Genomic DNA, 26,250 nt, shown 5'->3' with positions numbered 1-26,250 from the left:
CTTTTTGATTAATTTGTCCAATATTTCTTTAACGCTTCCTTCAAACGCGGATCATAACCATATATATCCGGATACGTAACGATTTTCCCTTCGTCATCCAACCAGGTTGTATAGTAGGTGATATAAACTGGCATCTGCCGTTTAAGTGTTACCCAACGTGATTTTGAGATCGAATCTGTGGTAATTTCTTTTGCAATTTTTTCGGCCTGTTTTTCATTATTGACAAGGTAAGACGCCAAATCAACGGGTTTTTCAACACGCACACAACCATGGCTCACGGCGCGATTACTCTGCCCAAACATTTGTTTTGCAGGCGTATCGTGCAGATAAATGGAATAGGGGTTCTCAAACAAAAACTTCACATTCCCCAATGAATTATCCGAACCAGGATTTTGTTTAAAACGAAAATTCTCCACAGAATCCGAATTCCAGTTGACCGTTGCAGGGTCCACTTGTTTACCTTTGTAGTAGGCTACCATATTACGCGAAGCCAGATAGTTTGGATTATTTCGAACGCTTGACAATAACTCTTTCTTGACAATACTGCTTGGAATATTCCATACAGGATTTACTTGCATGGCATCCAACACCCCTTGCATGACAGGTGTCTCGTGGTTCTCACCTTTTCGCGTATAAGCCGGATTATCAGTTTCACCTACACACACATTCATCAGTTGACTTGTCTTCCCTTCTTCCATAATATGTAACCGTTGTTCAGGTATGTTCACAAATACATATTTCTCCGGAAAAGCATCTCCCATCCAGCGCAATTTTTCCAATACCATTAACACCTGGCTACGTTGTGCACTGTTTAGGTTGCCATTTTCCAATAAATCCTGAAACCTGGTGTAATACTGATTTTTAGGTTGGATATCGGTCAACACAGTTCCAATTTTTACACTATCCAGCATTTGTACAACTTTACCATAGCTCATACGCTTTTGAGGAACGAAATATCTTCCATAAAGGCGTTTGGGGTTGACCACACCATATTTTATGCTGCTGATATAAGCCACGAGCCCATCAGTACTCAATAAGTCAAGTTTGGCCAATAATGGATAAACTTCAGCAACATCTTTGCTTTTCAGTTTTCGAAGCGAAGATAATGTTTCCTTAATCGCAGTTGTATGGAAATAACTAGCTCGAATACCATGTGCATCACTCCGCTCAAAGTAAGTTAACATGGTGTCGATACTACCATCAAAAAGGTGTTCGGCAATTAAAGTCATCCCTTCAGTAGAATCCGATAATTCCTTCATCCAGCTTGGATTAACCAATTGAGATTTTTCCTTGCCATATACTTCATGGAAGACTTTTACATACGCTGCTGTGTCAAAATCCTTATAGGACTTATTTTCAAGCTCTTTCGCCAATACATCGCCATAAGTCGGAGGATTATCCTTACAAGAAAAAAATACTACTGAAACAAATGAAATAAAAACTAAAAATCGTAACATATTACAAATCGTGAAAAAGAAATGGCTTCGCAATAATGAAGCCATTTTCTGAGGACAAAGATAAATAATTCTTATTGTCTAAAGAATCTTACCTGTCATTGAATCACTACAGAATCAATCACTGTATTTTTTCAGGAAATCTTCCAGCAATTCCACCATATCGGTATTGCCCAAAAAAGCTGCTGATCGCTGGTGCAAAGTTTTTGGCTCAATATCGAGTATGCGCTGAGATCCATTCGAAGCTTTACCCCCTGCCTGCTCAATGATGAAGGCAATTGGATTGCACTCATACATCAATCTTAGCTTACCATTAGGGTGCGCAGAAGTCGTTGGATAAAGAAAGATACCCCCTTTGAGGAGATTACGGTGAATATCGGCCACCATTGAGCCGATATACCGTGACGCATAGGGGCGTTGCGTTGCACTTTCCTCCATTTGGCAATATTTGATATATTGCTTAACGCCGTTTGGAAATTTGGAATAATTTCCTTCGTTAATCGAATAAATTTGACCCGAAGCCGGAATTTTCATATCAGGATGGGATAAACAAAACTCGCCGATCGAAGGATCCAATGTGAATCCGTTTACGCCCTTTCCCGTTGTGTACACCAACATGGTTGAACTACCATAGATTACATAACCTGCAGCGACCTGTTTCGTTCCATGCTGTAAAATATCATTGCTATTACAAGAAACACCCGTATCAGAAATTCGTCGATAAATGGAAAAAATCGTCCCCACAGATACGTTAACATCGATATTGCTTGAGCCATCCAGCGGGTCAATACACACAATATATTTCGCATTTTTGGAAACCCCTGATTGGATATACACTGGATTTTCATGTTCCTCTGAGGCAACTACACAGCATTCTCCCCCACTTTGAAGCGCTTTGATAAACTGCTCATCGGCATAAACATCCAGTTTCTTTTGTCCCTCGCCCTGCACATTGACCTGGCCTGCATCGCCTAAAATATCAACCAATCCCGCTTTATTAACCTCTCTATTTACAATTTTTGCTGCGATTCCAATATCGCGCAGTAGTCTAGAAAGCTCCCCTTTAGCATACGGAAAATCGGCCTGTTTTTCAATGATAAATTGACCTAGTGTAGTTATACCACTCATAATGTTGTTTTATTGGATATTTGTTGCACAAAGCTAAAAAAGTTAAACAAACTTTAGCAAATACATCCTTCTCATATTTAGCATTTTAGCAGACTAAATACGCAATCGATTGCGCTATGTTTTGAAAACTCTTCTTTGCTAAAACGATTATTAGCTATTAAAAAAATAATAAAAGGTTGAAAGCAGTGGATAAATTTCAAATAGCAACGATTAGAAAAAAAACAATAAATGCTAAGTATTTGGTAATTTTGGCTAAATATTCTGATACAATGCAACAACTAATACAACTCATCGAAAAGGAAAAATTAGGCAATCAGCCGGCAACACAGCACACGTTGATCATCGACGATAAGCAAGTGATTCACGGTGCTCTTTTCCTAGTAAAAACCGCCCGAAAAACATTTAAATTGATGATCCCGGCGCCTTTTCACGAAGCAGTTCTGAAAGAACAAGTAACCATCAATACATTGATAAAACATCCCCAAGTAATGCTACTGGCTTAATCAAAGGGAAATTCCCCTATCCCATACCTATCCCCAGAGCAAACAAAACATAGTTCGGTTGTGTTTACCATAGCGTAGTTTCGCTGTTTTTTTTACACCATATTTCGTTTCCGGAAGACTATAACGCTGGTTCGACCTAGAAAATGAGAGCAAACCGGAAGCACATATTATCAACGGGAAATTTTACAAGAAAACCCGGTAAAAGTGTAAAAATCACCTCGATATAACGTTTAACTTTAGGCAACAAAGACAACGCTATGCAACACCACTATACACTTTCGGGAATGTCCTGTGATGGATGTAGAACCACAATCGAACATGCATTGAATGAGCTTCCTGGGGTTCATGCCGAGGTAACTTTAAACCCGCCAAGCATGACAGTAACATCCCAGAAACATATTCCGTTACAGCAATTACAGGAAATAATATCAAAATTAGGTCCTTATCAACTCAGCGAAATACATAAGCATCAGGGTGATGTACAGTCCGATCAACACATTGTAGCACAAGCTTCGGAGAGATATGGCTGCCCCATGCATTGCGAAGGTGAAAAAACGTACAGCCAGCCAGGAAATTGTCCGATTTGTGGTATGCATTTGGTGAAGCTCGATGCAGAAACAGCAATTAAAAATAAGCTGCATACTGAGCATGCAGCGACCTTGCATATCCAACACGAACAGCAACACAATCATTCCGCTCAGTCAAATGCCACGGTACATCAATCACAGACAATATCTACACCTGACAAAGCACATGGTCATACGTCTGCTGATCAATACTATTGTCCGATGCATTGTGAGGGCGACAAACGCTATAATGAACCCGGAAACTGTCCGGTATGCGGCATGAATCTGGAAAAGGTACCCATGTTAAAGACAGATCTTCAATATACCTGTCCTATGCATCCTGAGATTGTACAAGATCATCCTGGAAATTGCCCTATATGCGGTATGGACCTTGTGCCTATTGCCAATGGGAATGATGAGGCCGACGATCACACATATCGTGATCTACGCATGAAATTATGGGTCTCTATCCTATTTACGGTCCCGATCTTTATACTTTCCATGGGCGAAATGCTTCCCGGTAATCCAATAGGTAAAATCATTTCGCCGAGTTGGTCTGGCTGGGTTCAGCTGGCTTTATCCCTGCCGGTTGTTTTTTATACCTGTTGGTCTTTTTTTCAACGGGGCTGGGTATCTTTCAAAACCTGGCGCCTTAATATGTTTAGCCTGATTGCACTTGGTGCTGGAGCTGCGTTTGTCTATAGTTTGGTTGGCCTATTTTTTCCGCAGGTCTTCCCTGCTGAATTAAAAAATCACCATGGCTACATTGCACTTTACTTCGAATCCGTTACCGTCATATTGACTTTGGTATTATTAGGCCAGGTGATGGAGGCCAAAGCACATTCCAAAACCAATTCGGCAATCAAAGAGCTGATCAAGCTGAGCCCTTCCGAAGCTACGCGCGTAGAAAATGGAATAGATAAAAAGATCGGCATAGATCAAATTCAACTCGGAGATATACTCAAAGTAAAACCCGGGGACAAAATCCCCGTTGACGGGCAGATTACGGATGGCAACAGTAACATTGATGAATCCATGCTGACGGGTGAACCTATTCCGGTAGAAAAACAGGAAGGAGATCATGTTAGTTCGGGAACAATCAATGGCGACCGCAGTTTCCTCATGAAAGCAGAACGTATCGGTTCGGACACCCTACTGGCTCAGATCATTCAACTCGTCAATGATGCGAGCAGAAGCAAGGCTCCCATTCAACGATTAACGGATAAAGTATCCGAGATATTTGTTCCGATTGTCATAATCATTGCAATTTTGACATTTCTTACCTGGTGGCTTTGGGTTCCTTCCGCTTCCTTAGCATTCGGCTTTGCCAATGCACTTGCCGTACTTATTGTCGCCTGCCCCTGTGCCTTGGGACTCGCTACACCGATGTCTGTCATGGTGGGTGTCGGCAAAGGGGCCAAACATGGGATCCTGATCAAAGATGCAAGTGCGCTGGAAAAAATGAACCATGTAGATGTGGTTCTAACAGACAAAACAGGTACCATCACCGAAGGAAAACCCACCGTTGATGATATTCAGCCAAACTCTTCCAGCAGCAAAGACGAGATATTATCTTTGGCTGCCGCTTTAAACGCCAATAGCACACATCCATTAGGTCATGCTATTATTGAAAGGGCAAAAAAGGAAAATAGTAAAACGGACCTTGCAGTTTCCGATTTTGAAAATGTTGCCGGGCAAGGAATCACGGGAAATATAGCTGGACATAGCATAGCACTGGGCAATCAATTGTTGATGGAGTCTATCGGCATAACAATTCCTCATGATATGAAGCAGATGGCCGAAACTGCTCAATCCCATGGAAAGACGGTATCCTTCCTTGCAAAAGACAGTAGCTTATTGGGGTATTTTAGTATTTCAGATCAAATAAAAGCCTCTTCGAAGCGTGCAATCCAATATCTTATACAGCATAAAGTCGATGTCGTTATGCTGACGGGAGATAATATACATACGGCAAGGGCTGTGGCGGATCAAGTTGGCATCAAGCATTTCAAAGCCAATGCCTTGCCCAAAGATAAATTGCAGGAAATTCATGCGTTACAGCAAAAAGGACATGTGGTGGCTATGGCTGGTGATGGTATCAATGATGCCCCTGCCCTTGCTCAAGCCGATATCGGCATTGCCATGGGCACAGGGACCGATGTTGCCATACAAAGCGCTTCACTCACTTTGCTGAAAGGAGACCTTATCGGAATAGCCAAAGCAAAGGTACTGAGTCAAAAACTACTCCGTAATATTAAGGAGAACCTGGGTTTTGCTTTCGTCTATAATATACTCGGAATTCCATTGGCTGCCGGACTTCTATATCCTACTTTCGGAATTCTCCTGTCCCCGATGATTGCTGCCGCTGCGATGAGTTTCAGTTCCGTTTCGGTTATCTTGAATTCTTTACGCTTAAATCGGGCAAAGATCGATATCGATTAAAAACAGATATTCCCTATATTCGCTGTTAGAATAACGACATATAGTTTACAGTAACATGCGTAATATTTTTTTAATCTTGATAACGGTTATCATCACAGTTGTGTGTGTCAAAAATCCGCAATCGGTGCAGCTCAATTTTCTTGGGGAATCACAAGTGGCACTATGGAAGCTATTATTGGCCTTTTTTATTACCGGAATTGTATTCGTATCCCTATTGAAAATCGGAAAAAAGAAACAGCGGGCGTATGAAGAGGAAGAAATAGACGAATCGGAAGAAGAAAACAGCGACAGAAAGTCCCAATTATCGGATGAAGACCGGGAATTTCTATCCTAAACAAAAAAATAAATCACTAAAAATGAAGCCCTAAACAGCCGTAGCGCATTTTTATCGCACAAATACTTGCGTGGAATAGGGATTAACCCTATCTTTGCATCACTTCAAACAAGGAACGGTAGTTCAGAAACAAAGAAGTAAGATTCCGTAGCTCAGCTGGTAGAGCAATACACTTTTAATGTATGGGTCCTGGGTTCGAATCCCAGCGGGATCACAAAAGAAAAGCTAATCGAAAGATTAGCTTTTCTTGTTTTAAGACTATTAGGATTCGAAAGAAGGGTCGGCCGGATTCGATCCAATGGAGGCTCAGGGATGTGTTTGGGAAATGAGGGGCTGAGCCAATCCCAGCGGGATCACAAAAGAAAAGCTAATCGAGAGATTAGCTTTTCTTGTTTTAAGACTATTAGGATTCGAAAGAAGGGCCGGCCGGGTTCGATCCAATGGAGGCTCAGGGCTGTGCTTCAAGGATAAAGTGTATAACAGCCTCCATCCGTTGTACGGAACAATCAGTTTCAATTTCCAATTCATTGATTGCCGTTTCCAGTTTAGACAATGTTTCGTTGTAAAATTTAGCTATCATTACCTGCTGTTATTTTTCTTTCTTACCCCTTTCATTAGACTGTAATTACACGCTCTATTTTCTGCATATTCAATTTTATGTTCAGATAGAAGCTGTACAATTATTTCGTTTGTTTCATCTTCATTAAGTCCTATTTTTTCCCCGAGGTCAATTTCATTGAGTTGACCGTCATTTTCTATTAATGCTCTGTAATATTTTTCTTTATTTTCCATAACTATATTTTTTTCGCACAGCTATCATCATGTGTGGACTAAAGGGTAAAAGATAGCTGTCATTTTCAGTAACTTGAATAAGTTCCATTAATGTTCTTCGTTTTTTGTTATTCAGCATATTGGCAAAGTATTCTTTATCCAACCATACCCTCAACCGCATAAGTATTTAGATAGATTAAGCCTTGATTTATAAATTCATCTTTTAGCTGTTGTGGCTTATGATAAAATGCTTCTGCTAAAAGCCAAGGAAAATCATCGGGCGGATTGTGCATCCCCCTTATTAATTCTTCTTTGCACATGTCAAAAAATGGCTTTTTGTGAATTAAGCCGTTTAAAAGACCAACCAGCGTTGATGCCGTATAATTGATGGCAAAACCCAAAATAATCCCATCACTCTTTAAAATACGTTTAGCTTCGCAAATGGCTAAATCTCTATCCTCCTTTTTTTGAAGATGATAAAGAGGGCCGTGCAGTATTATTAGGTCTGCATAATTATCTGGAAATTCCAATTTTCGAGCTTCTCCTAAATGTACAGAAAAACTGTTCTTTAATCTATTCGCTCTGTTTTGGGCTATTTGTATATGTTTTGCAACTGGCTCTACTAAATGAACTTGATGTCCTTTTTTAGCAAGCCATTCCGAATACTTTCCCGTACCACCACCAATGTCTATTATTTTTGAAGATGAAGTTGGTATATATTTTTCTACGAGTGATTTAATTCTTTCAAATTCAAATACGCCCATTCCTTTGTCAAGTCGAGTTTCTTCGGATGCTCTATTGTAAAATAGCTCGATATCTCTACTTATTAACTGTTTACTATTCATTTTTAGTCATCGTTTCACCACATTTTGAAATGTTGAATACACCGCAAAAGTGATAATGCAATCGATTTGATAATCGTTTGTTTTGTTTAAGATTAAGAAATAAGTCGATAGGATTATCTGTACATTAAAAACCAAAAAATTTCAATGCATTAATTACTCTGTTTTAGAGTTGTCTTTCGAGTAAGACCAGATAATATGTTAGATATAGTATAACAGACCACAAAGATAGAAAATTTGGATTAATTTTTAACGGTGAATTGGCACTAATTCACTCCTGCTGTATTAAATGCTGTAAATCGGGGTCATTATTAATCCGTTCCATCTCGCTTTCTACAATATGCACAGCGCCATGACTTGCCTGTAATTGACTTCAACGACCGGCTTCATATTGTCGTTGCCGTTTTCATCGGCAAAGGATAATATGTGCAATATCTCCTTATAGGTTTTGGTTTCTTTATATCCAACTTGTGCTCATATAGACAGTCTTTTAAATTGGTTCAATGATCATAAATATTCCAAAAAAAATCGAGTTTCGTACCTATTGGTTCACTGAAAAAAGCTAATCGAAAGATTAGCTTTTCTTGTTTTAAGGCTATTAGGATTCGAAAGAAGGGTCGGCCGGGTTCAATCCAATGGAGGCTCAGGGCCGTGTTTGGGAAAATGAGGGACTGAGCTAATATCAGTGGGATTGCTTAAAGTATACTAATACGTGTATAACAAATCAGCTTTATTACTTAAAATAGCATAACAGTAGATACCATAGTCGCGGAAATGGCACTATATCATCTGTTATAGGGTGAATGTTAACACAGCGTAGTAAATATTAAAGCTTCACCTCTGTATTTAAGGGCTCTTAAAAGTAGTAATATTAATTACGGACTTTTTCTCAGCGTCAGGAGTCATGGAGACTGTAACCTGAACTGTGTCAGAGGAATAATTCAATAAGATTATTTATATTCAATTATTCAAACGACACGGTCATGAAAGAAAAAGACCCATTCGACTTTGAACGCTTCAAGGCAGAAGCCATACAAGGTCTTTACGAAGGTAAAAGTTTGTCTCCCAATGATGGTGTTCTAGCACCGTTAATGAAGCATCTATTGGAATCAATGATGGATGGTGAGCTAGAGAATCATCTGAACGAAGAAAAAGCGTCAGGTAATAGCAACCGGCGAAATGGCAAGACAAAAAAGACTGTCCGAGGTCTCAATACCGGAACATTTGAGCTAGAAACAGGCCGTGATAGATCCGGCACGTTTGAGCCGAAAGTAGTGCCTAAAAGACAATTAATCATCACTGAACAACTTGAGGGACACGTGCTAAGCATGTATGCCAAAGGAATGAGCACACGGGCTATAAGTGAGTTTATCCGCGAAATGTATGCTATGGAGATCTCTGCCACAGAAATATCCCGTATAACTGAAAGTGTGCTTCCAGCTGTAAATGAGTGGCGTAGTAGGCCCTTGGAAGCTGTTTATCCCTTTGTATTCCTGGACTGCATGCACATTAAAGTTCGCCAGAATGGAACGGTTGAATCAAGAGCTATTTATAACATACTAGGAGTCGGTATGGATGGAAGAAAAGATCTGATCGGTCTTTATAGCTCAGAAAATGAAGGGGCTAAGTTCTGGCTTTCTGTGCTTACAGATCTGAAGCAGCGTGGCGTTGAAGACATCCTTATTGCTTGTATTGATGGTCTAAAAGGATTTCCCGAGGCCATAGAAACTATTTTTCCAAAAACAAAGATTCAGCTGTGTATTGTTCATCAGATCAGAACAAGCATGCGTTATGTAACTGAGAAAGATAAAAAGCTTGTAATGGAGGATCTAAAACCGATCTATAAAGCCGTGAACGAAGAAATAGGTTATGAGAACCTCTTGTCTTTCGAAGAAAAATGGGGCAAGAAATATCCACTTGCTGCCAAATCCTGGATGGATAATTGGACCAATCTTTCTACTTTCTTTGAGTACGAGGATCAGGTTCGCAAGATTATATACACCACAAATCCGATCGAGGGAATGCACCGTCAGATACGAAAAATTATTAAGTCTAAAGGAGCTTTCAGCTCTGAACAGGCGCTCATGAAATTGATGTATTTAATTATTAAAGATATTGCAAAAAAATGGACGATGCCAATGCATAACTGGGGCTTGACCATATCCCAACTTTATATTAGATTTGGGGATAGACTCAAACTAGAAAGAGGTTTTTAAGATTTTAATCCAATGACACAGTTGACGTTACACTCCCGAGTCATGCCTTTGATCTGATCTCTCTGGATCATATGATTTATATCCCTTGCTTTGCCTTTTTCCCGTCCATCAATGACAACTATATCATCAAGTGATTCAAGTTTTATCCAGCTACTTTCACTGAGGAGATATGGCTGACCTTTATATTCAAAAAGCACTTTACCTTTTTCCATCCTCAATGCATTTAAATCCTTATTAAAAAGGTCTTTCTTCATCACCTCAGGAAGCCTATCCTTCGTTTTAGCATAAGACAAAGCACCCATTCTTGTATCACTAAAGGGGTTCGCGTCACTAGAACCACACAGACCAATAATAAAATTAAATCCTTTCTTCAAAAGGGAAGGATGGACTCTTTCTGATTGTTTAAAATCCTTAAAACCACTTTTTTTAAAAACAATCACTACAGGTTTATCGTTTGAGGAAGCTATAACTTCGTCGCTAAAATAACCTTTATCATCTGTTATCCCTATCTTTTTATCCTCAATAAATATATCTACACCTTTCAGGGGTTTATGATCCTGTGCGCTCACAACAAGGCCACTTACCTGAAATTTTTCCATATCAAGAGTTTGTGAATAAATGTTATTAAATAACATTGTAAATCCTATTAAAAGTATATTTTTCATATTAATTACTTAATTCCAATTGATTTTTTACTAATGAATAGTACTGTCCTTTCGAATGGACCGAATCATTATGATTGCCGTTTTCGATAATTTTCCCTGATTCCAGTACAATTATCTGATCTGCGTTTTTTACCGTACTTAACCTGTGTGCTATAACTACTACCGTCCTGTTCTTGAAAAATTCGTTGAGATTGTAGAGTATTGCTTTCTCTGTATTAGCATCCAGAGAACTTGTTGCCTCATCAAAGAACAGATATTGGGGATCTTTATAAATTGCACGCGCTATCAGTATACGTTGTTTTTGCCCTCGACTGATCTGCAAGCCCACGTTCCCGATTTTTGTATTTAAGCCCATTGGAAGATCATCAACAAATTCCTCGAAACAAGCTATCCTTATTGATTCCTGCAACTTCGCTAGGTTAATATCCTTTTCATCAAGAAGGGTAATATTAAACTTAATGGTACCTGAAAATATATGGCCGTCCTGAAGGACTCCACCGCATTGCTGTCTCCAGCTATCCGGGCTAAGTTCTGTCAAGTTTTTTTTTCCCACAAGTATTCTCCCGTCATTTGCAGAATAGTATTATAACAGGCGCTTTATAATGCTGGCTTTATCGCTCGTACCGACGATAGCCGTGGTTTTATTTCATGTGACAGTGAAATTGATATCTTTCAGAATTGTCCTATTAGAACTTCCACACTATTTAAAAATACATTATTTATATGTTTTTTACTGACAAAACTAATATACAGAGAAAATAAATATATTAAAATATTTTTTAATTAATTCTACCTCTCATTTCCTCATTTGCGCTAGACTTATTTAACACCTGCTTTGTTTTTGTATTCCCAAACTGATATTTGAGGCTCAGAGAAGCCGATCTAGTATAATAATTAAACCTATATCTATTATAAGACAAGGTATTTAAGTAAGAGGTTGTTTGAACATTACTTGTATTTAAAAAATCGCTCAGGTAAATAGATACCGATAAATTCCCAAACGACTTTCTAGCTCCAAGATCAAAAAGGGTAAGATTTCTGAAATTTTCTTGCGAAATAGTTTTTGAATTGCTGACAAACTTCAGTGTAGAATAAACAAACATGTACTTTCAGCAATCATAATTCAGATTCAGGATGGAGTTGAAATTAAAATTGCGTATATCATTATTGTTACCCGCCACCTTTGCCTCATAATCGTAAAGGTTAAAGGTAGCAGAGAGTACGATATCGAGTTTCTTTTTAAAGGCACTGTTTCTGGTAGAGGCCGTAGCATACCACCTTTCATAGGAACCATAATTGATATAGGTGCTTCTCTGGAGGATTTTATCTTCCTCCGGTATCTGCACTATAAATTTGGCAAAAGCATCAGTAGCTTTGTTATACCCCAGGGAAAAAATATGTCTTGCTTTATTCGAGTACATCAGTTCAACATTATTACGCAGGGAAGGAAGCAGGAACGGATCATTTTCGGTGTAATAGTTTTCATTCTGATAGATCCTTCCGGGAAACAGCATTTCCATAGAGGGCCTTTGTATCTTCCTTGAAGCTGCACCAGAAAGCACATTATTTTTATTTATGGTATAAACCGCCGAAACAGATGGGAAGAGCTTTAAATAAGTTGTTTCCAGCGTCTCGAAACTCAATTTTTCCCGTGTACGGTACTGGGTATTCTCAGCTCTAATGCCTAGATTCATATTGAACCGCTTTCCAATATTTGTATTCAACGTACCATAAGCGGCGAGATAAGTTTCTTTGTAATCGTATGCTAAATTCACAGAACCTTGTCCGCTCCCGTATATCTCATAAAAGGGATTGCTGTTAAGCTTGGAATAGCTGTGCATGCCTCCCAGAGAAAGGCGGCTTTGCTTGCCGAGCTTATGGATATAATCCAACTTCTCCGAAATATTAAAGAAGTCCTGGGGTATACGGTTATTCGATACTTGTGGCTCCATGCCAACGCCTACAGTACTGATGCGGTCCTTGTTCTTTTTCTCAAATTGATTATAGTCGATATTGAATACTAAAATCCGATTCCCCGAATTGTCGAACTTGTGCTGAATAAAGACATTCCCAAAATTATAAAAGTATTTGTCATCAGATCTGATCTCGTTTTCCGTATTCCTATCCGAAGAGGAAAAGATCGTCCTGGAATTACTGTTCGCATCCCCGTTAACAGTTGAAACGAATCCATTAAAGCTTAGAAGCGTTCGTTTTGAAAGATCATAATCTGTGCCGATGCCGCCGCCTATGACCATATATTTCCGGTGATATTCGATTGTACTGGTTGATTGATCAGGAGCATTGCCAATCTCATATTCAGTATCCCTCCTATTATAACTTCGATTGAGAAAAGGCGAAATTCGCAGCGCGAAATTCCGTCTGCGATAGTTTAATGCTCCATTAAAAACAGTTGTATTGTCAGGTCCTTGCTCGGTACTTAGATTGGCCATACCGAAAAGCCCTTCGAAAGACATGCGCTTCAGATTGATATTAATGATTCCGCCTAATGTATTGGCACTATACTCACTTCCAGGATTGGTAATGATCTCGATACTCTCCAAATTTTCTGCCGGGTTGGATCTGAGTTCAGCGAGGATCATTTCTTTTGGCAGGTCTGTTTTCCTGTTATTAATATAAATTGTGGTTCCTTCTTTTCCTATAATGCTAAAGGATTCGTCCTTTTGGTTAAAATCTATTAAGGGGGCATTTTTGACCGCATCGAGCGCAGAGCTTCCTTTAATAAATCGTCTACTAGGGGTAAATACAAATCTATCAGCCAGGTGCTCAACTCTATGCTGATCTTTGTCAATATTGACAGTATCGATCGAGGTATAGTTATCAACTTTTAAAATATGCAGGCCCTTATCCTGCACAGTGAGTGTATCGGAGACATTGCCCATGTAAGAAGCCGCTATAAATTTATAGGAAGGCAACATGCCAAACGCAAAGCTGCCAGTAGAGTCTGAGTTTATGATTTTCAGCTTCTCTTTTGAAACAGAAAAGATAGTAACGGTCGAATAAGGCAGCCTGTTGTTCGCATGATCGACAGTCTGTCCTTTGATTACCTGACTGAAAGCTTGATTGTTACTAAAAAAAAATAGTGATGGTATTGATACTAAAATTATGGCACTGAAATTCATTTGCTCTTTCGCTATATCTCTCTAAATGGTTAGTGATGCTATTAATTAAAACAAAAAAGTAAGCACCCTCTAAGTAAGGAATAATCCTTATGATTATCAAGTAAAATTAAAAATTACTTTAATAGAAAGTAATCCTAAAGATCTATTCAAGAGATACCTAAACTGATTAATAGCCCATATTCTGTTTGGAAGTACTTGGTTCAGCCATCATACTTAATTTTCGGGAAAGAGTTGGGTACAGCATAAACACCGGATATCAGCGCATAAACCCATGATACCCCCATCTTGCAGCCTTATAGTAGGGTTCATCGTTCAGTATGGCATTACTCCTGACAATATAACGGGTATAATGTTCATGGAAGCCTGATGGGATAATCGACAATAGTAAATTCAAAATAAGCAAGGAGCTACTCTATTGTACTTTTCAAGACATCCCAGTCTGAATAATTTTTTTCTTTATACGGAAACACGAAAACATTATATCAACCTGAAAATCACACAATTGTCTTAAACCTCTATTTACCACAGTCAAATCCCTAACATTTAAAATGCCTAATACCCATAAATGCTTACCGGTACAAAATTACAGGTCCCATTCGGTGACCAACCTGATGAAGGTGGCGAAAATAAGCCATGATGGCGCTTATAGGAAATTAATCCTGATCCCAGCGGGATCACAAAGAAAAGCTATTAGGATTCGAAAGAAAGGTTGGCCGGGTTTACTCTAAATTTGGAAATGGTAATCGGTAATCAATCGCCATCATTTTTCCATTGATTTCCACTGCTTGCTTTTCCTCCATTGATAGATAGTATCTTTTGAACTCCTCGAAATCTTTTTTGTCAATATAAACGCTATACATTGTATTTTCATCGTCACCTCGTTTAACTGTTGTAGTAGAATTTAAATCAGGAAACCCGGAAAGCCAAGGTCGCTTATTAGGCGCATATGCATAATCCCAAAATATTACTTCAATTTTGTTTGGCAACCATTCTTTTGCAGACTTACTCTTATATTTTTTGATGTTGTCGTAAACAGCCAAGAATTGTTTAGGTGTCGCTTTTCTGTCTTCGCCTTTTGTTCCAATATTGCCATATACACGAATCATTTTAATTGAGTCAATGTTCAAAATTAACTCATTTGATGGCTGATCCGTCCAAGAGCTCACTTCAATGTATTCGGGTAATTTGTACATGCTGTCTGCAATGTTTAATGACTTAATTACATATTCTAATTCGGATTTTCCCAATGTTACTTCATAGATTTTCAACTGCTTATTTTCAATTTTCTTATAAATGATTTGTCCATTTTCATAAAGTGCAAATGAAGGAATGTCAGAACCCATAACCATTGCCCAAGGGTTTGTCTCTGTGAGCACAATCAATGGCTTCCCATAGGTACTGTCAAATTGTTGTCCCTGAACAACAATTGAAAAAAAGATGAGTATTAAAAAAAGTGTGCTTTGTTTCATTCTTTTTGCAATTAACGTTAAATTAGCATTGTCTTAAGGATTATCTCCTAATTGTTTTTGTCCTTATCAATTTATGAATAGTTTCGGGGGAAATAACCGGTAATACCCGAATATAAGTAATTCAATTTCTAAATCTATTCCCCCGATTAAAAATCACTATTTTCATTGATTTTTTAACAGATCTAATTTGATAGTTTTGTTATGCACATTAAATAGCACAACGGATGAAAAATTTTGTTTTACTACTTTTAACCTTCTTAAGTATACCTACTCATGCCCAAGATAAATTAGCTTCAACGGATTTGGTGTATCCTGATTTAATTCCGACACTCATGCAGAACAGCTTATTTGGCTACTGTGACAAATCACTAAACGTTAAAATAAAGGCACTTTTTGAAAAAGCAGAACTATTCGAAGCTGATTACAATTTCCAACTTTTCCATGTAAATAATCCCGAGATCATTAAATATGGAACAGAAGACTATGCTTGGGTACTATTCAATGGCGAACGCTACCGTATCGATAAAAAGGGAACACGAGTATATAAATACAATGCCGCCGATTTTAAAACAGGTGAAACAACAATTTATCTGTACAAAAATTCAACTGTTTATTATAGCGACAGCATAGATCAAAACACACTCTTTCAACATATCAAAGACAACCAGAGCGGAAAACAAATATTTCCGGAAGAGCAATCCATTCAGGAATTTCGCATAAAAAATAAGGCGTTGATTGAGGAAGGAGTTAAATTGATTTTCCGCCCCAAAAGAAAAGAAATACCTTACGTAGATTTTACCAGTGAGCACACTTTGTTGAAGGGAATAAAAAATAGTGAGACCAATCAAATCATTGTAAAAGCAAAGTATGCAAATATTGAGGAGCTTTATAATAATCCATTACGTGAACAGCAGTATCCGCTGTTTATTGGCTATCGCGGTGACCTCGACAAGGAAATATATGTCGGTCTGAATGGAACCGAGTACTCCATCAAAGACTAGTGTAAAAATCTTTAGTTTCCAAGTTACAATCTGGTAAAGTACAATTGAAGCGATCATTTCACTAACTTTGTTAAATAGATAGATCGGTCATTTACAAAACAGTTACCTATTGATGATAGAAAAACTCCTCTTCGAAATGAATACTTATGCTGCGCTTAGCCCAGCTACGACAGAAATTTTGAAAACTATCTTTCAGGTGAAGCAGTTCAAAAAAAATGAACATATTCTACGTGCTGGAGAATATGCTAAGTACTATTATTTTATATGCAAAGGATTATTAGGTTATTATAAATCAAACGCTGATGGCAATATTATCTACAAAATGTTTTTTGAAGAAAATAGCTTTTGTGCTTCCACCGCCGCCATCATTGAAGAAACACCGAGCACCTTCAACATCATTGCGCTCGAAGATGTGGAGTTAATTCAATATTCAGCCAAGGCTTTCCGTGAGCTTGTCCGCACAAAGCATGATTTGGCGCTCTTTCAGATAGCCTACCTGGAAAAGAATTGGGTGGTCAAAAAAGAACCACTTGAAATCGAGCTCAAGTGGGAATCTGCAAAGGAACGTTATCTTGAACTTCATAAGAATCAGGTGCTTTTCAAACGCCTCAAGCAGCGTCATATCGCCTCCTATCTTGGTGTAACTCCCACGCAATTAAGTCGCATCCGTAAGGAATTAAAAGAATAATTCCATCAACATGTGTATACGTTTTTAAAGATTATACTGTTGAATTTTGCCTTATAGAGACAAAATTTTAAGCTATGAAAACAGTATGCACACTCCTATTTTCTGCCCTTAGCCTACCACTGGCTGCACAAAAAGTCGTTAAGACAAAAATCCATAGTGCCAAAATGGACAAAAACATTGAAACCATTATAATTACGCCCGACATGCAAGACGGGATCAATTATAAAACAGTTTATATTCTCCATGGTTATAGCGGCACCCCCACCCGTACCGTACAAGAAGACATTCCGGACTTAATCCAAAAAGCAAAAACATTTCAGACGATCTATGTACTACCAGATGGAAATTTCAATTCTTGGTACGTAGATAGTCCTATCGATCCACATGCACAATACACCACTTTTATAGGAAATGAACTAGTAAGTTACATCGATCATCACTACCCGACGCAACAAAACCGAAATGCGCGCGGAATACTGGGCTGGAGCATGGGTGGCTACGGAGCATTGCACATCGGCATAGCCTATCCACAAACATTTTCGATCGTCGGAAGTTCATGCGGTGCTCTTGATTTCGACCGCTTCGGACAAGCTTACCTGCAATATCAGGTAGACAAGGTATTGGGCGACTATAAAAATCTGAACGATGTAGACCGCATCTACAGCAACGAAGATAAAATGAAGCACAATAAACAACGCTATATCCTCGATTGTGGAACTGAAGACCTGCAAATGCTGGAAATGAACCGTACATTCCACAAGCATCTGACCGACAAAAATATCGAGCATCTTTACATCGAATCAAAAGGAGGACACGATACTGCTTATTGGAGCAAATCACTATCACAACAGTTGGCTTTATTTCAAAACTACTTTCAACATGAAGGACTATAAATCGACACTCTATGTTGCTGCAGGCGCATGTAGTTATGGACTGCTCGCAACAATTGTGAAATATGCAAACCATTTAGGGATACACACAAGTTTGTTGACCTTTCTGCAGTTTATGTTTGGTTTTCTCTTTTTGTTGTCCTTTAATCTGTTGTCAAAGCGTAATGCAGACGAACATAACACCATCAAATTTTCATCAAAAATTAAACTGATGGTCTGGGGCATTTCCCTTGGTCTAACAACAACACTTTACTATCTTTCCATCCAATATATCCCCGTATCCGCTGGAATTATTTTACTGATGCAATCCATTTGGATAAGTTTGGTTGCAGAAGCAGTCCTGTTGAAAAAGTTTCCGTCAAAAGGCAAGATAACAGGAGTTACTATTGTTTTGCTCGGAACGACCTTAGCAACCAATCTCTTCCAAAACAATAATAATCTTGATTACAAAGGAATAATACTGGGTTTCGGAGCGGGAATAAGTTATGCGTTGGCAATTTATGCTTCAAGCACAGTGGAAAAAGACTTACCGAGTCCAGTACGTAGCCAATTCTTGGTCTTAGGCGGACTGCTGCTCATCGTAGCATTTTGGAACATTGATATTATTCGGTATATGCAACCTAATGCATTGCCCTGGGGATTATTGATTGCCATTTTTGGAACTATTCTTCCCCCCTTACTATTTACAAAAGGAATCCCAAAAACCGGAATAGCGATGGGAAATATTATTTCAAGTCTGGAGATCCCTGTTTCAACCTTATCTGCCATGTTGGTTCTACAGGAAGTTGTTTCAGGGTTCCAATGGTTTGGCATACTCCTGATTTTAATGGCTGTCATTATAATTAATGTTGGTAAGCCGTAGTAGTCAACCAATGATTAAATCTATTATATTGCCATAAGATCAGTCCCCATACTGGAACTATAGTTGCAGCCATGTGGAGCATTTCAAATATATTGGATGCTCCGCCTGCTTGGATCAGAAAGAACGAAAACAATAGGCTAATAGCGGCGGGCAATAAAACAAAGGATAGTGCCCGTGCAAGCCTACTGGTTCTGAATTGCTTATTTAGATTTAGAAAAATAGATATCGTACCAATCGCAATACAGAGTGCCACGAATGAAAGCAACAATTCTGTAAAAAAGGGCATGTAGCAACGTGCTCTTTTTGCAGCCTCATTATTTGCCTGAAGTATGGCTGTAAGGACAAAGGTCGTCAATACACTAAACCCTATAATTCGCAGGAAAATAAAACTTAGCTTCCTTTTCATCAGCACACTATTTTAAAATAAATAAAACCGCGAATAGGCCTGAACTTCTCGCTCCCTCCTATTTTCCTTTAATACATTTCGACCAGTTCCTGCGGAGAGCAGCAATCCCAAAACTGATTTCAACGCCGACCTTTTACAAGTTACAGCTGATAAATCCCTTTAACCATCAAGCTTTAAGTAAAAACAATAATCTTCTTTAAAGATGCGAATTAATCCGTTAAGATAAATGCCAAAGCAATATTGGACGTGGTATTGACGATATTGGTCGGTTGGAGCTTAATATTTGTCGACGTGCTGCACCTAATTATTTTTTTACTTTTTTTACTAAGGTTTATCCTCCCTGTTACGTATCTATCTAAAATTATATACCATGAGATTGACTGATGATATCAAACAACTAATCATAAAGTATATCGGCGACAACTTAACGTCCGATGAAAAGACCGATTTAAAGTTATGGTTGGATGAATCAGCAGAACATCGTGTTTTTTTTGAAGACCTCCTGGATAACCATGATTTGATAAACGACTTGAATCAATGGAGCGAGCTTCAGGCTTCAGATACAATGGATTGGAACGAAAGGTTAAAAGCAAAGACCCTAGAAACTATTCGGACCTCTGCCGTTAAACCATCTCCTATCAGAAATATAAAACACCTGCTTCCCTACGCAGCAGCTTTAATAAGCATAATCTTAGGAGGTTTGATGTATTTCATGGTTAGAAAACAAGTTGCACCGGTCAGTAATCGAATCGTCTTAAATGACGTAGAAGCACAGAGCAACCAGGCAGAAATACGGCTTTCGAACGGCAAAGTGCTCCAGGTATCGAGTCAGAAAGGAGCCTTGGTTTCAGGAGAAAATTTAACCTACGAAGACGGTACTATCCTTCAAAACGCCTCTTTAAAAGGAGATCTGATGGCCACGGTCAACACCCCTGCTGGCACGATGCTGCAACTCCAACTGGAAGATGGATCGGAGATTACGCTCAATGCAAAAACAACACTTAAATACCCGCTTCGTTTTGCAAAAAACAAACGTGTTGTTGAAGTGGACGGTGAAGCCTATTTTAAAATTGCAAAAAATAAAAAGGTACCCTTCCATGTTCTTTCCAACGGGCAACAAATTGAAGTCACGGGCACTGAATTCAACGTAAATACCTATTCAAAATCCCAAAGTAGTACAACGCTTATAGAGGGGAGTATCAATCTATCGGCGCAAGGGCAAACGTTACAGCTCAAGCCCAATCAGCAAGCGCTCTTAGCTTCGGGTCAACTATCTAAAAAAGTGGTCGATCCCGCTAATTACATCGCATGGCTCGACAATAAATTCTATTTTAATGAAACGGACCTCCATACTGCTCTACAACTGATCGGCCAATGGTATGACCTGCAAATCATCTACACGCAACCGATAAAAGAAACACTTTTATATGGCGAAATTAAACGCACGAAAAGTCTCGCGGCAGTCCTAAAGATCCTGGAGCGTAGCCATATTAAATTTGACTTGATCCAAGAAAATGGAGTTCGTAAACTCTTTGTTTCAAACTAACCAATTATCCATGAAATAACCCAAAAACAACAATTATGAGAAAACCAACCTAACGAGACCAAACGAGATACTAAAAAAGCCGACCAATGCTACGAACATTAATCGGCCATAATAGCGATCTCCATTTTTGACCGATTTACCCAATCAGTTTAATAATAGATTATATCCCTAATTCAACAAATTTATGAATTTTAATTTTCTTGTTCATAGAAATCGAATTGCTGTGAACATACCCAAGCAATGGAAGACCAAAATGAAGCTTAGTGCCTTTTTTACCCTTGCATGTGTTGTTAAGCTGTCTGCAGCTAGCTACGCACAATCAATTACTATTAACGCCAAAAAAATGTCTTTGGTGCAGGTATTACGTACCATCCAAAAACAGAGTGGCGTCCCCTTTCTGTTGAATGGTAAAGAACTTGCCGACATTAAAATTGAGGCGCAGGTTCGTAATATGCCTTTAGAAAAAGCCATACAGCTTCTCTTAAAAGACCAACCTGTCGATTGGAGTTTTCAGGACAATATGCTTTTCGTAACGAAGTTAAAAACAAATTATCCGACTTATGAGCTTCCAAATAACTACACGTTAGTACAACAAACCCGCACATTCAAAGGAAATGTTCACGATAGCAAAGGAACAATGCTTCAGGGCGCGACGATTATAATAAAAGGTTCGACAAGGGCAACCACGACAGATGAAAGTGGTAACTTTCAGATCGAAGCAAATAATAATGCCGTACTCGTGATTAAAATGATCGGCTACCAAACCAAAGAAATCCCATTATCCAACCAGCTTTACCTGAATATTGAACTTAGCCAACAGGTCGATGCTTTGGAAGAAGTCGTCGTCGTAGGCTACGGTACGACAAAAAAGAAAGAATTAATCGGTTCGGTTTCCCAAGTTGATGGGAAACAACTAGCCAAACGCTCCGTTCCCCAGCTTGCGCAAGCCCTCACAGGTCAAATGCCCGGTGTGACCGTCATACAGCGATCTGGTCAGCCTGGTGCAGCAAACAATACCATACAGATCCGTGGTGTGGGTTCGTTCGGTGCAAGTACCGACGCGCTTATTTTAGTCGACGGTATACCCACCAATTCCTTCAATGATATCGATCCAAATGATGTTGCATCTATCTCGGTACTGAAAGACGCTTCCTCCGCTGCGATATATGGAGCTAGAGCCGCCAACGGTGTTATTCTGGTTACAACAAAAACCGGGGCAACAGGTGGAAAATTAACGGTCAATTACAATGGCTATTACGGTATCCAGAAACCAACAGCGTTCCCCGAATTTGTAAACTCTTGGGAGTACGCTTCCTTGCTCAATGAAACCACAAGTGGCGGCGGAGGCTACACCGCAGAGGAGATCCAAAAATTTAAAGATGGCTCGGATCCCGATAACTACCCAAATAGGAATTACTTGACCAGTTCATTCAAGTCCCAAGCGGCGCAAACAGGCCACAACTTAAATATATCCAATACCACAGATAAAATACAATACACCTTATCTGCGGGCTTTCTCAATCAAAAAGGTATTGTCATCAAAAACAATTTTGACAAATACAATGTCCGCCTCAATCTCATATCAAACCTCAATGACAAGCTCAAATTAACGACGCGGGTAGCAGCAATTCAGACCGAAACAGACGAACCCGCAGCACCGGCAACGCTTGACTTCTCCAGCATGACGGATATCATTTCTCAGGTGATTCGCTATCCCGCCATATACCCGATCCGCCTGAGCAACGGCGACTGGGGCGCAGGGAATAACCTGAAGGGGACACCTGTATCTTTCCTGGAGAGCGAATCTTTCTACAAAGAAAAAGTATCCAATATCTCCGGAAACGCAAGACTCGACTGGAAACCGATTTCAGATCTGACCTTGTCCGCTATTGGGGGCTATACGCAGACGAATGGCCGCACAAAACTTTTTAGAGCATCACAACGGATCAACAATTCCATTACGCTCGGACCTTCTAGCCTCAATCAAACTGCTCCTTATGAAACGTATAAAACGTTTCAGGCCTTAGCAGACTATAATAAAACGATCGGGGAACATTCCCTGAAAATATTGGGCGGTTATTCTTTCGAGAAAGGCTACAGCGAAGGTTTAAGCGCTTACCGCCAGAATTTTCCCAGCAATGATCTTACCGAGTTAAATGTAGGTTCACCAGATGGACAACAAAATACTGGTACAGCTACTGAGTGGGCATTGGAATCGTTATTTGCACGCATACAATATAACTATGCCAAGAAATACCTGGTCGAAGGTGTTGTTCGATACGATGGATCTTCCCGTTTTCCAACCGATAAAAAGTATGCCACTTTTCCTTCAATTGCAGTAGGTTGGCTACTGAGTGAAGAATCGTTTATAAAGGACCACTATAGCTGGATAGACGAATTGAAAATCAAAGGATCTTATGGAGTTCTCGGTAACCAAAATATTGTCAATAATGTCCAACAGCGCGTTGTCTCTAACTACCCATACCAGGATGTTTTAAATCCTGGTTACAATTACCCCTTTGGAAACACTATTTCTCCAGGGGTCGCCCGAACAACAATTGTTGACCCTATGCTACGCTGGGAATCGACCCGAACGGCAGATGCGGGCGTAGAAGTGGCTTTATTTAAAAATTTACTGACCTTCAGCAGTACCTATTATAACCGATATACTTACGATATTTTGGTGAGCCCAGGTTCTAGTGTTTCCAAAATTTTGGGTTTTGAAGTAGGTGTACAAAATTCTGGAAAACTTCGAAATACAGGATGGGAATTTACACTAGGGCATCAAAAAAAATTAAATGATTTTTCTTACAACGTAAATCTGAACTTCTCTACGGTCAAAAATAGGGTCGTCGATTTGGGTGTCGGCAATATCAATCAACCGAATGGCTTAGTGGGAAATGGTTCAACCCTATTTATCGGTTACCCGATTCAAGCCTACTACGGCTACCAGGCCGATGGCTTGTTTATTGATGCAGCCGATATTGCAAGCTATACCAATCAAACCAGCATCAACCCCAAACCGCAACCAGGCGATATCCGCTACAAGGACATCAGTGGCCCCGACGGTGTACCTGATGGAAAAGTAGACGCTACGTACGACCGAACTGTAATTGGATCACGCATCCCCAAATACACCTACGGGATGAATATCGGAATGAACTACAAAGGGTTTGACTTAGGAATACTTCTTCAAGGTGTAAGCGGTGTCAAAGGCTTATTGGACAATTATGCTGGATTTGCGTTGACACAAAACGGCAATATCCAACGCTGGCAAGCTGATGGCAGATGGACTGCAGCCAATCCCGATCGAAATGCCATATACCCAAGAATTGAACAATTGCCGAATACTGGCACACCAAATACCCTGCTATCGGACTACTGGTTACTGGACGCAAGCTATCTGCGGCTCAAGAACATCCAATTGGGTTATACCATTCCTAAGCACATCCTTAACAAATGGAAATTGTCGGGTCTAAGGGTTTACGCAAATGCCGAAAACCTATTCACGAAAAGCAACTATAGAAAAGGATGGGATCCCGAAATCAATTCAAGCGGAGCCTACTACCCTATTATGCGCAATTTTACATTTGGGGTTAACCTTAGTTTTTAACCAATCGATAAAAAACCATGATACACATCTCATATAAACCTATAAAATTGGCCTTATGCATTCTTTTTGCATCAAGCCTGAGTACCAGTTGTAAAAAGCAACTGGAAACCAATCCACTGGATAAATTTGCCAACGAAACCTTTTGGACAAACGAAACGAATGCTCGAGCAGCGCTGACAGGATTATACAAAGCAGAAATACAAATGAACTCCCTCGCCGAATTCAGCCCTACAGATTGGTGGTCCTATAACGGTCTGCTTTACCTGGAGTTTGCTTCGGACAACGCCTACGATAGACGTGGTGATAATTCGGTTTTCAACAAACTATCCGATGGTACATTAACGAGCAATAATAGCAACTTAGACAATTATTGGATGTATACCTACAAGAAAATCGCCCGTGTAAATTATTTTCTTGAAAATATAGATAAAACTCCTATTTCAGCAGATCTACTCGCACGATTTAAAGCAGAAGCCCGGTTTATTCGTGCTTGCCAATATTTCTACCTGTCCCAATACTGGGGTGATGCCCCTTTAGTTACCAAAACTTTAACGCCCAGTGAAGCGAATCAGGTTTCCAAAGCGAAAAAACAGGAATTGGTTACATTTGTCGCGCGTGAATTGCAGGAAGCGGCAAACGACTTACCTAGTTATGGCAAATTGACTACCGCAGAAAGGGGCCGCGCAAGCAAACAGGCAGCCCTCGCTTTCCTTGGACGCATCCAACTGGCAGAAAAATCTTACGCCGACGCTATCAAAAGCTATGAGCAGATCATCAATGCCAATGAAAATAACATAGATCCTAACTATTCAGGATTATTTAATGGAACCAACGAAACGAGCAAAGAGATTATTTTTGCCACGCAGTACTTGGTTGATCTTGCCGGAAACGGTATGTTTCAGCACAATTTTCCGGCAATCGCAGGCGGCTGGCATCTTCACTGTCCGCTCGGTAGTCTTGTAGAAAGCTATGGTTTCACCGATGGAACGGCATTTTCGTACGATGATGCGCGCTATAATGCGCAAGACATCAGCAAAAACCGGGATCCGCGTTTAGCCTTCACCGTGATAACGAATGGTGATCGTTTCAAAAACCTTAAATATACTTCTCACCCCGATTCCACCCTATCTATCGACCAATTGACAACAACAAAACAGGCCACTCGTACGGGCTACGGATTACGCAAGTTCAACGACGAAGGGTTTAGTGGAAACTTACAAAACTCTGGAGCCGACGTTCCTATTGTACGCTACGCCGAAGTTCTCCTGAGTTACCTTGAAGCCAAACTCGAAAATGGAGATCCTATTACCAGCGACTTACTCGACAAAACCATCAACGCTGTCAGAAAAAGAAGCAGCGTTAATATGCCAGCCATTAACGTCCAAAGTAGTACCTCCTTGCGCACGACGTTACGCAACGAAAGACGTGTGGAACTCGCATTGGAAGGACTTCGTTATTGGGATTTACTACGTTGGGGTATCGCAAAGGATGTACTGAAAGGTGACTTTTATGGCGCCCCATTTCCAAATGCGAAAAATCTTCGAATAAAATCCGGTGGAAGTAAAGACCCTTATAGCCGATGGTATGTGACCAGCAAATCCTTCCGGGTTGGCCAAGATGAACATTGGCCGATTCCGCAAAATGAAGTTAATATCAATCCAAATTTAAAATAGTATCTTGGGTATCGTCAATTGTCAAACGATACCCTTTAAAC

The 26,250-nt window shown here is 39.7% G+C and carries 19 protein-coding genes, 1 tRNA gene and 2 pseudogenes; 12 read left to right on the top strand and 10 right to left on the bottom strand.

The window, feature by feature from the left end:
- Window positions 1-8: 8 nt before the first annotated feature.
- Together CBM24_RS10030 and fbp are read right to left on the bottom strand one after the other, a co-directional pair.
- The gene (locus tag CBM24_RS10030; RefSeq protein WP_088161099.1) at window positions 9-1,457 is read right to left on the bottom strand and encodes a L,D-transpeptidase family protein; all 1,449 of its coding nucleotides are present in this window, start codon (window positions 1,455-1,457) and stop codon (window positions 9-11) included.
- Window positions 1,458-1,571: 114 nt separating this feature from the next.
- Window positions 1,572-2,582 carry a class 1 fructose-bisphosphatase gene (gene fbp, locus CBM24_RS10025; RefSeq protein ID WP_088161098.1) on the bottom strand — a complete coding sequence of 337 codons (1,011 nt, stop codon included), beginning with the start codon at window positions 2,580-2,582 and terminating at the stop codon, window positions 1,572-1,574.
- A 176-nt stretch (window positions 2,583-2,758) separates the two neighbouring features.
- Here fbp and CBM24_RS10020 point away from each other — a divergent pair, with 176 nt between their 5' ends.
- The 4 genes from CBM24_RS10020 to CBM24_RS10005 all read left to right on the top strand — a co-directional run bounded on the left by CBM24_RS10020 (window position 2,759) and on the right by CBM24_RS10005 (window position 6,641).
- Entirely contained in the window at window positions 2,759-3,085 is a 327-nt protein-coding gene (locus tag CBM24_RS10020) for a hypothetical protein (RefSeq protein WP_088161097.1), read from the top strand.
- Window positions 3,086-3,342: 257 nt separating this feature from the next.
- The gene (locus tag CBM24_RS10015; protein ID WP_088161096.1) at window positions 3,343-6,093 is read left to right on the top strand and encodes a heavy metal translocating P-type ATPase; all 2,751 of its coding nucleotides are present in this window, start codon (window positions 3,343-3,345) and stop codon (window positions 6,091-6,093) included.
- A gap of 55 nt (window positions 6,094-6,148) precedes the next feature.
- Window positions 6,149-6,427 carry a lipopolysaccharide assembly protein LapA domain-containing protein gene (locus CBM24_RS10010; RefSeq protein WP_088161095.1) on the top strand — a complete coding sequence of 93 codons (279 nt, stop codon included), beginning with the start codon at window positions 6,149-6,151 and terminating at the stop codon, window positions 6,425-6,427.
- A 141-nt stretch (window positions 6,428-6,568) separates the two neighbouring features.
- A tRNA-Lys gene (locus CBM24_RS10005) sits at window positions 6,569-6,641 on the top strand.
- Window positions 6,642-6,875: 234 nt separating this feature from the next.
- On the opposite strand, the gene CBM24_RS27895 is transcribed toward CBM24_RS10005, so the two are convergent.
- The 3 genes from CBM24_RS27895 to CBM24_RS09995 form a co-directional block, all read right to left on the bottom strand.
- Window positions 6,876-7,007: a hypothetical protein gene (locus tag CBM24_RS27895; RefSeq protein WP_262507989.1), complete on the bottom strand. Its 132-nt coding sequence runs from the start codon at window positions 7,005-7,007 to the stop codon at window positions 6,876-6,878.
- Complete coding sequence (locus tag CBM24_RS10000) at window positions 7,007-7,219, bottom strand: hypothetical protein (protein WP_088161094.1); 213 nt, start codon at window positions 7,217-7,219, stop codon at window positions 7,007-7,009. Before CBM24_RS10000 ends, CBM24_RS27895 begins: the two co-directional genes overlap by 1 nt.
- 134 nt (window positions 7,220-7,353) lie before the next feature.
- Window positions 7,354-8,043, bottom strand: a complete 690-nt coding sequence (locus tag CBM24_RS09995; RefSeq protein ID WP_232475747.1) for a class I SAM-dependent methyltransferase — start codon at window positions 8,041-8,043, stop codon at window positions 7,354-7,356.
- 980 nt (window positions 8,044-9,023) lie between these two features.
- Between CBM24_RS09995 and CBM24_RS09985 the strand changes: the two genes are divergently transcribed.
- Entirely contained in the window at window positions 9,024-10,256 is a 1,233-nt protein-coding gene (locus CBM24_RS09985) for an IS256 family transposase (protein ID WP_088161093.1), read from the top strand.
- Here the strand turns inward: CBM24_RS09985 and CBM24_RS09980 are convergent.
- From CBM24_RS09980 to CBM24_RS09960, 4 genes and pseudogenes are all read right to left on the bottom strand, one after another.
- Window positions 10,253-10,921, bottom strand: coding sequence for a hypothetical protein (locus CBM24_RS09980; protein ID WP_088161092.1), 669 nt, complete (start codon window positions 10,919-10,921; stop codon window positions 10,253-10,255). The genes CBM24_RS09985 and CBM24_RS09980 overlap by 4 nt on opposite strands.
- A gap of 1 nt (window position 10,922) precedes the next feature.
- Window positions 10,923-11,486 (bottom strand): annotated as a pseudogene (locus CBM24_RS09975) (ATP-binding cassette domain-containing protein); the annotation flags it as partial.
- Between the two features lie 214 nt (window positions 11,487-11,700).
- Window positions 11,701-13,371 (bottom strand): annotated as a pseudogene (locus tag CBM24_RS27710) (outer membrane beta-barrel family protein).
- Between the two features lie 1,409 nt (window positions 13,372-14,780).
- A complete protein-coding gene (locus tag CBM24_RS09960) occupies window positions 14,781-15,530 on the bottom strand; it encodes a hypothetical protein (protein ID WP_088161088.1) in 750 nt (249 codons plus the stop codon).
- A 224-nt stretch (window positions 15,531-15,754) separates the two neighbouring features.
- Here CBM24_RS09960 and CBM24_RS09955 point away from each other — a divergent pair, with 224 nt between their 5' ends.
- The 4 genes from CBM24_RS09955 to CBM24_RS09940 all read left to right on the top strand — a co-directional run bounded on the left by CBM24_RS09955 (window position 15,755) and on the right by CBM24_RS09940 (window position 18,971).
- Window positions 15,755-16,531, top strand: a complete 777-nt coding sequence (locus CBM24_RS09955) for a hypothetical protein (RefSeq protein ID WP_088161087.1) — start codon at window positions 15,755-15,757, stop codon at window positions 16,529-16,531.
- Window positions 16,532-16,643: 112 nt separating this feature from the next.
- Window positions 16,644-17,219 (top strand): Crp/Fnr family transcriptional regulator, encoded by a 576-nt coding sequence (locus CBM24_RS09950; protein WP_167512257.1) that lies wholly within the window; start codon window positions 16,644-16,646, stop codon window positions 17,217-17,219.
- Between the two features lie 74 nt (window positions 17,220-17,293).
- Window positions 17,294-18,112 carry an alpha/beta hydrolase gene (locus CBM24_RS09945; protein WP_088161086.1) on the top strand — a complete coding sequence of 273 codons (819 nt, stop codon included), beginning with the start codon at window positions 17,294-17,296 and terminating at the stop codon, window positions 18,110-18,112.
- Window positions 18,099-18,971, top strand: coding sequence for an EamA family transporter (locus tag CBM24_RS09940; RefSeq protein WP_088161085.1), 873 nt, complete (start codon window positions 18,099-18,101; stop codon window positions 18,969-18,971). The genes CBM24_RS09945 and CBM24_RS09940 overlap by 14 nt, the downstream gene beginning before the upstream one ends.
- Here the strand turns inward: CBM24_RS09940 and CBM24_RS09935 are convergent.
- Entirely contained in the window at window positions 18,952-19,377 is a 426-nt protein-coding gene (locus CBM24_RS09935; RefSeq protein ID WP_088161084.1) for a hypothetical protein, read from the bottom strand. The two genes, CBM24_RS09940 and CBM24_RS09935, sit on opposite strands and share 20 nt — an antisense overlap.
- Before the next feature lie 370 nt (window positions 19,378-19,747).
- On the opposite strand from CBM24_RS09935, the gene CBM24_RS09930 reads away from it, so the two are divergent.
- The 3 genes from CBM24_RS09930 (at window position 19,748) to CBM24_RS09920 (ending at window position 26,209) form a co-directional block, all read left to right on the top strand.
- The gene (locus CBM24_RS09930) at window positions 19,748-20,923 is read left to right on the top strand and encodes a FecR family protein (protein ID WP_088161083.1); all 1,176 of its coding nucleotides are present in this window, start codon (window positions 19,748-19,750) and stop codon (window positions 20,921-20,923) included.
- Between the two features lie 184 nt (window positions 20,924-21,107).
- Complete coding sequence (locus tag CBM24_RS09925; protein ID WP_088161082.1) at window positions 21,108-24,536, top strand: SusC/RagA family TonB-linked outer membrane protein; 3,429 nt, start codon at window positions 21,108-21,110, stop codon at window positions 24,534-24,536.
- Window positions 24,537-24,553: 17 nt separating this feature from the next.
- On the top strand, window positions 24,554-26,209 hold the full coding sequence (locus CBM24_RS09920) for a RagB/SusD family nutrient uptake outer membrane protein (RefSeq protein WP_088161081.1): 1,656 nt from the start codon (window positions 24,554-24,556) through the stop codon (window positions 26,207-26,209).
- The last annotated feature ends 41 nt before the right edge of the window (window positions 26,210-26,250 follow it).

The sequence above is a fragment of the Sphingobacterium sp. G1-14 genome (genome assembly GCF_002196555.1).
Taxonomy (GTDB): domain Bacteria; phylum Bacteroidota; class Bacteroidia; order Sphingobacteriales; family Sphingobacteriaceae; genus Sphingobacterium; species Sphingobacterium siyangense.
This window is presented reverse-complemented; position numbering and strand designations above follow the sequence as displayed.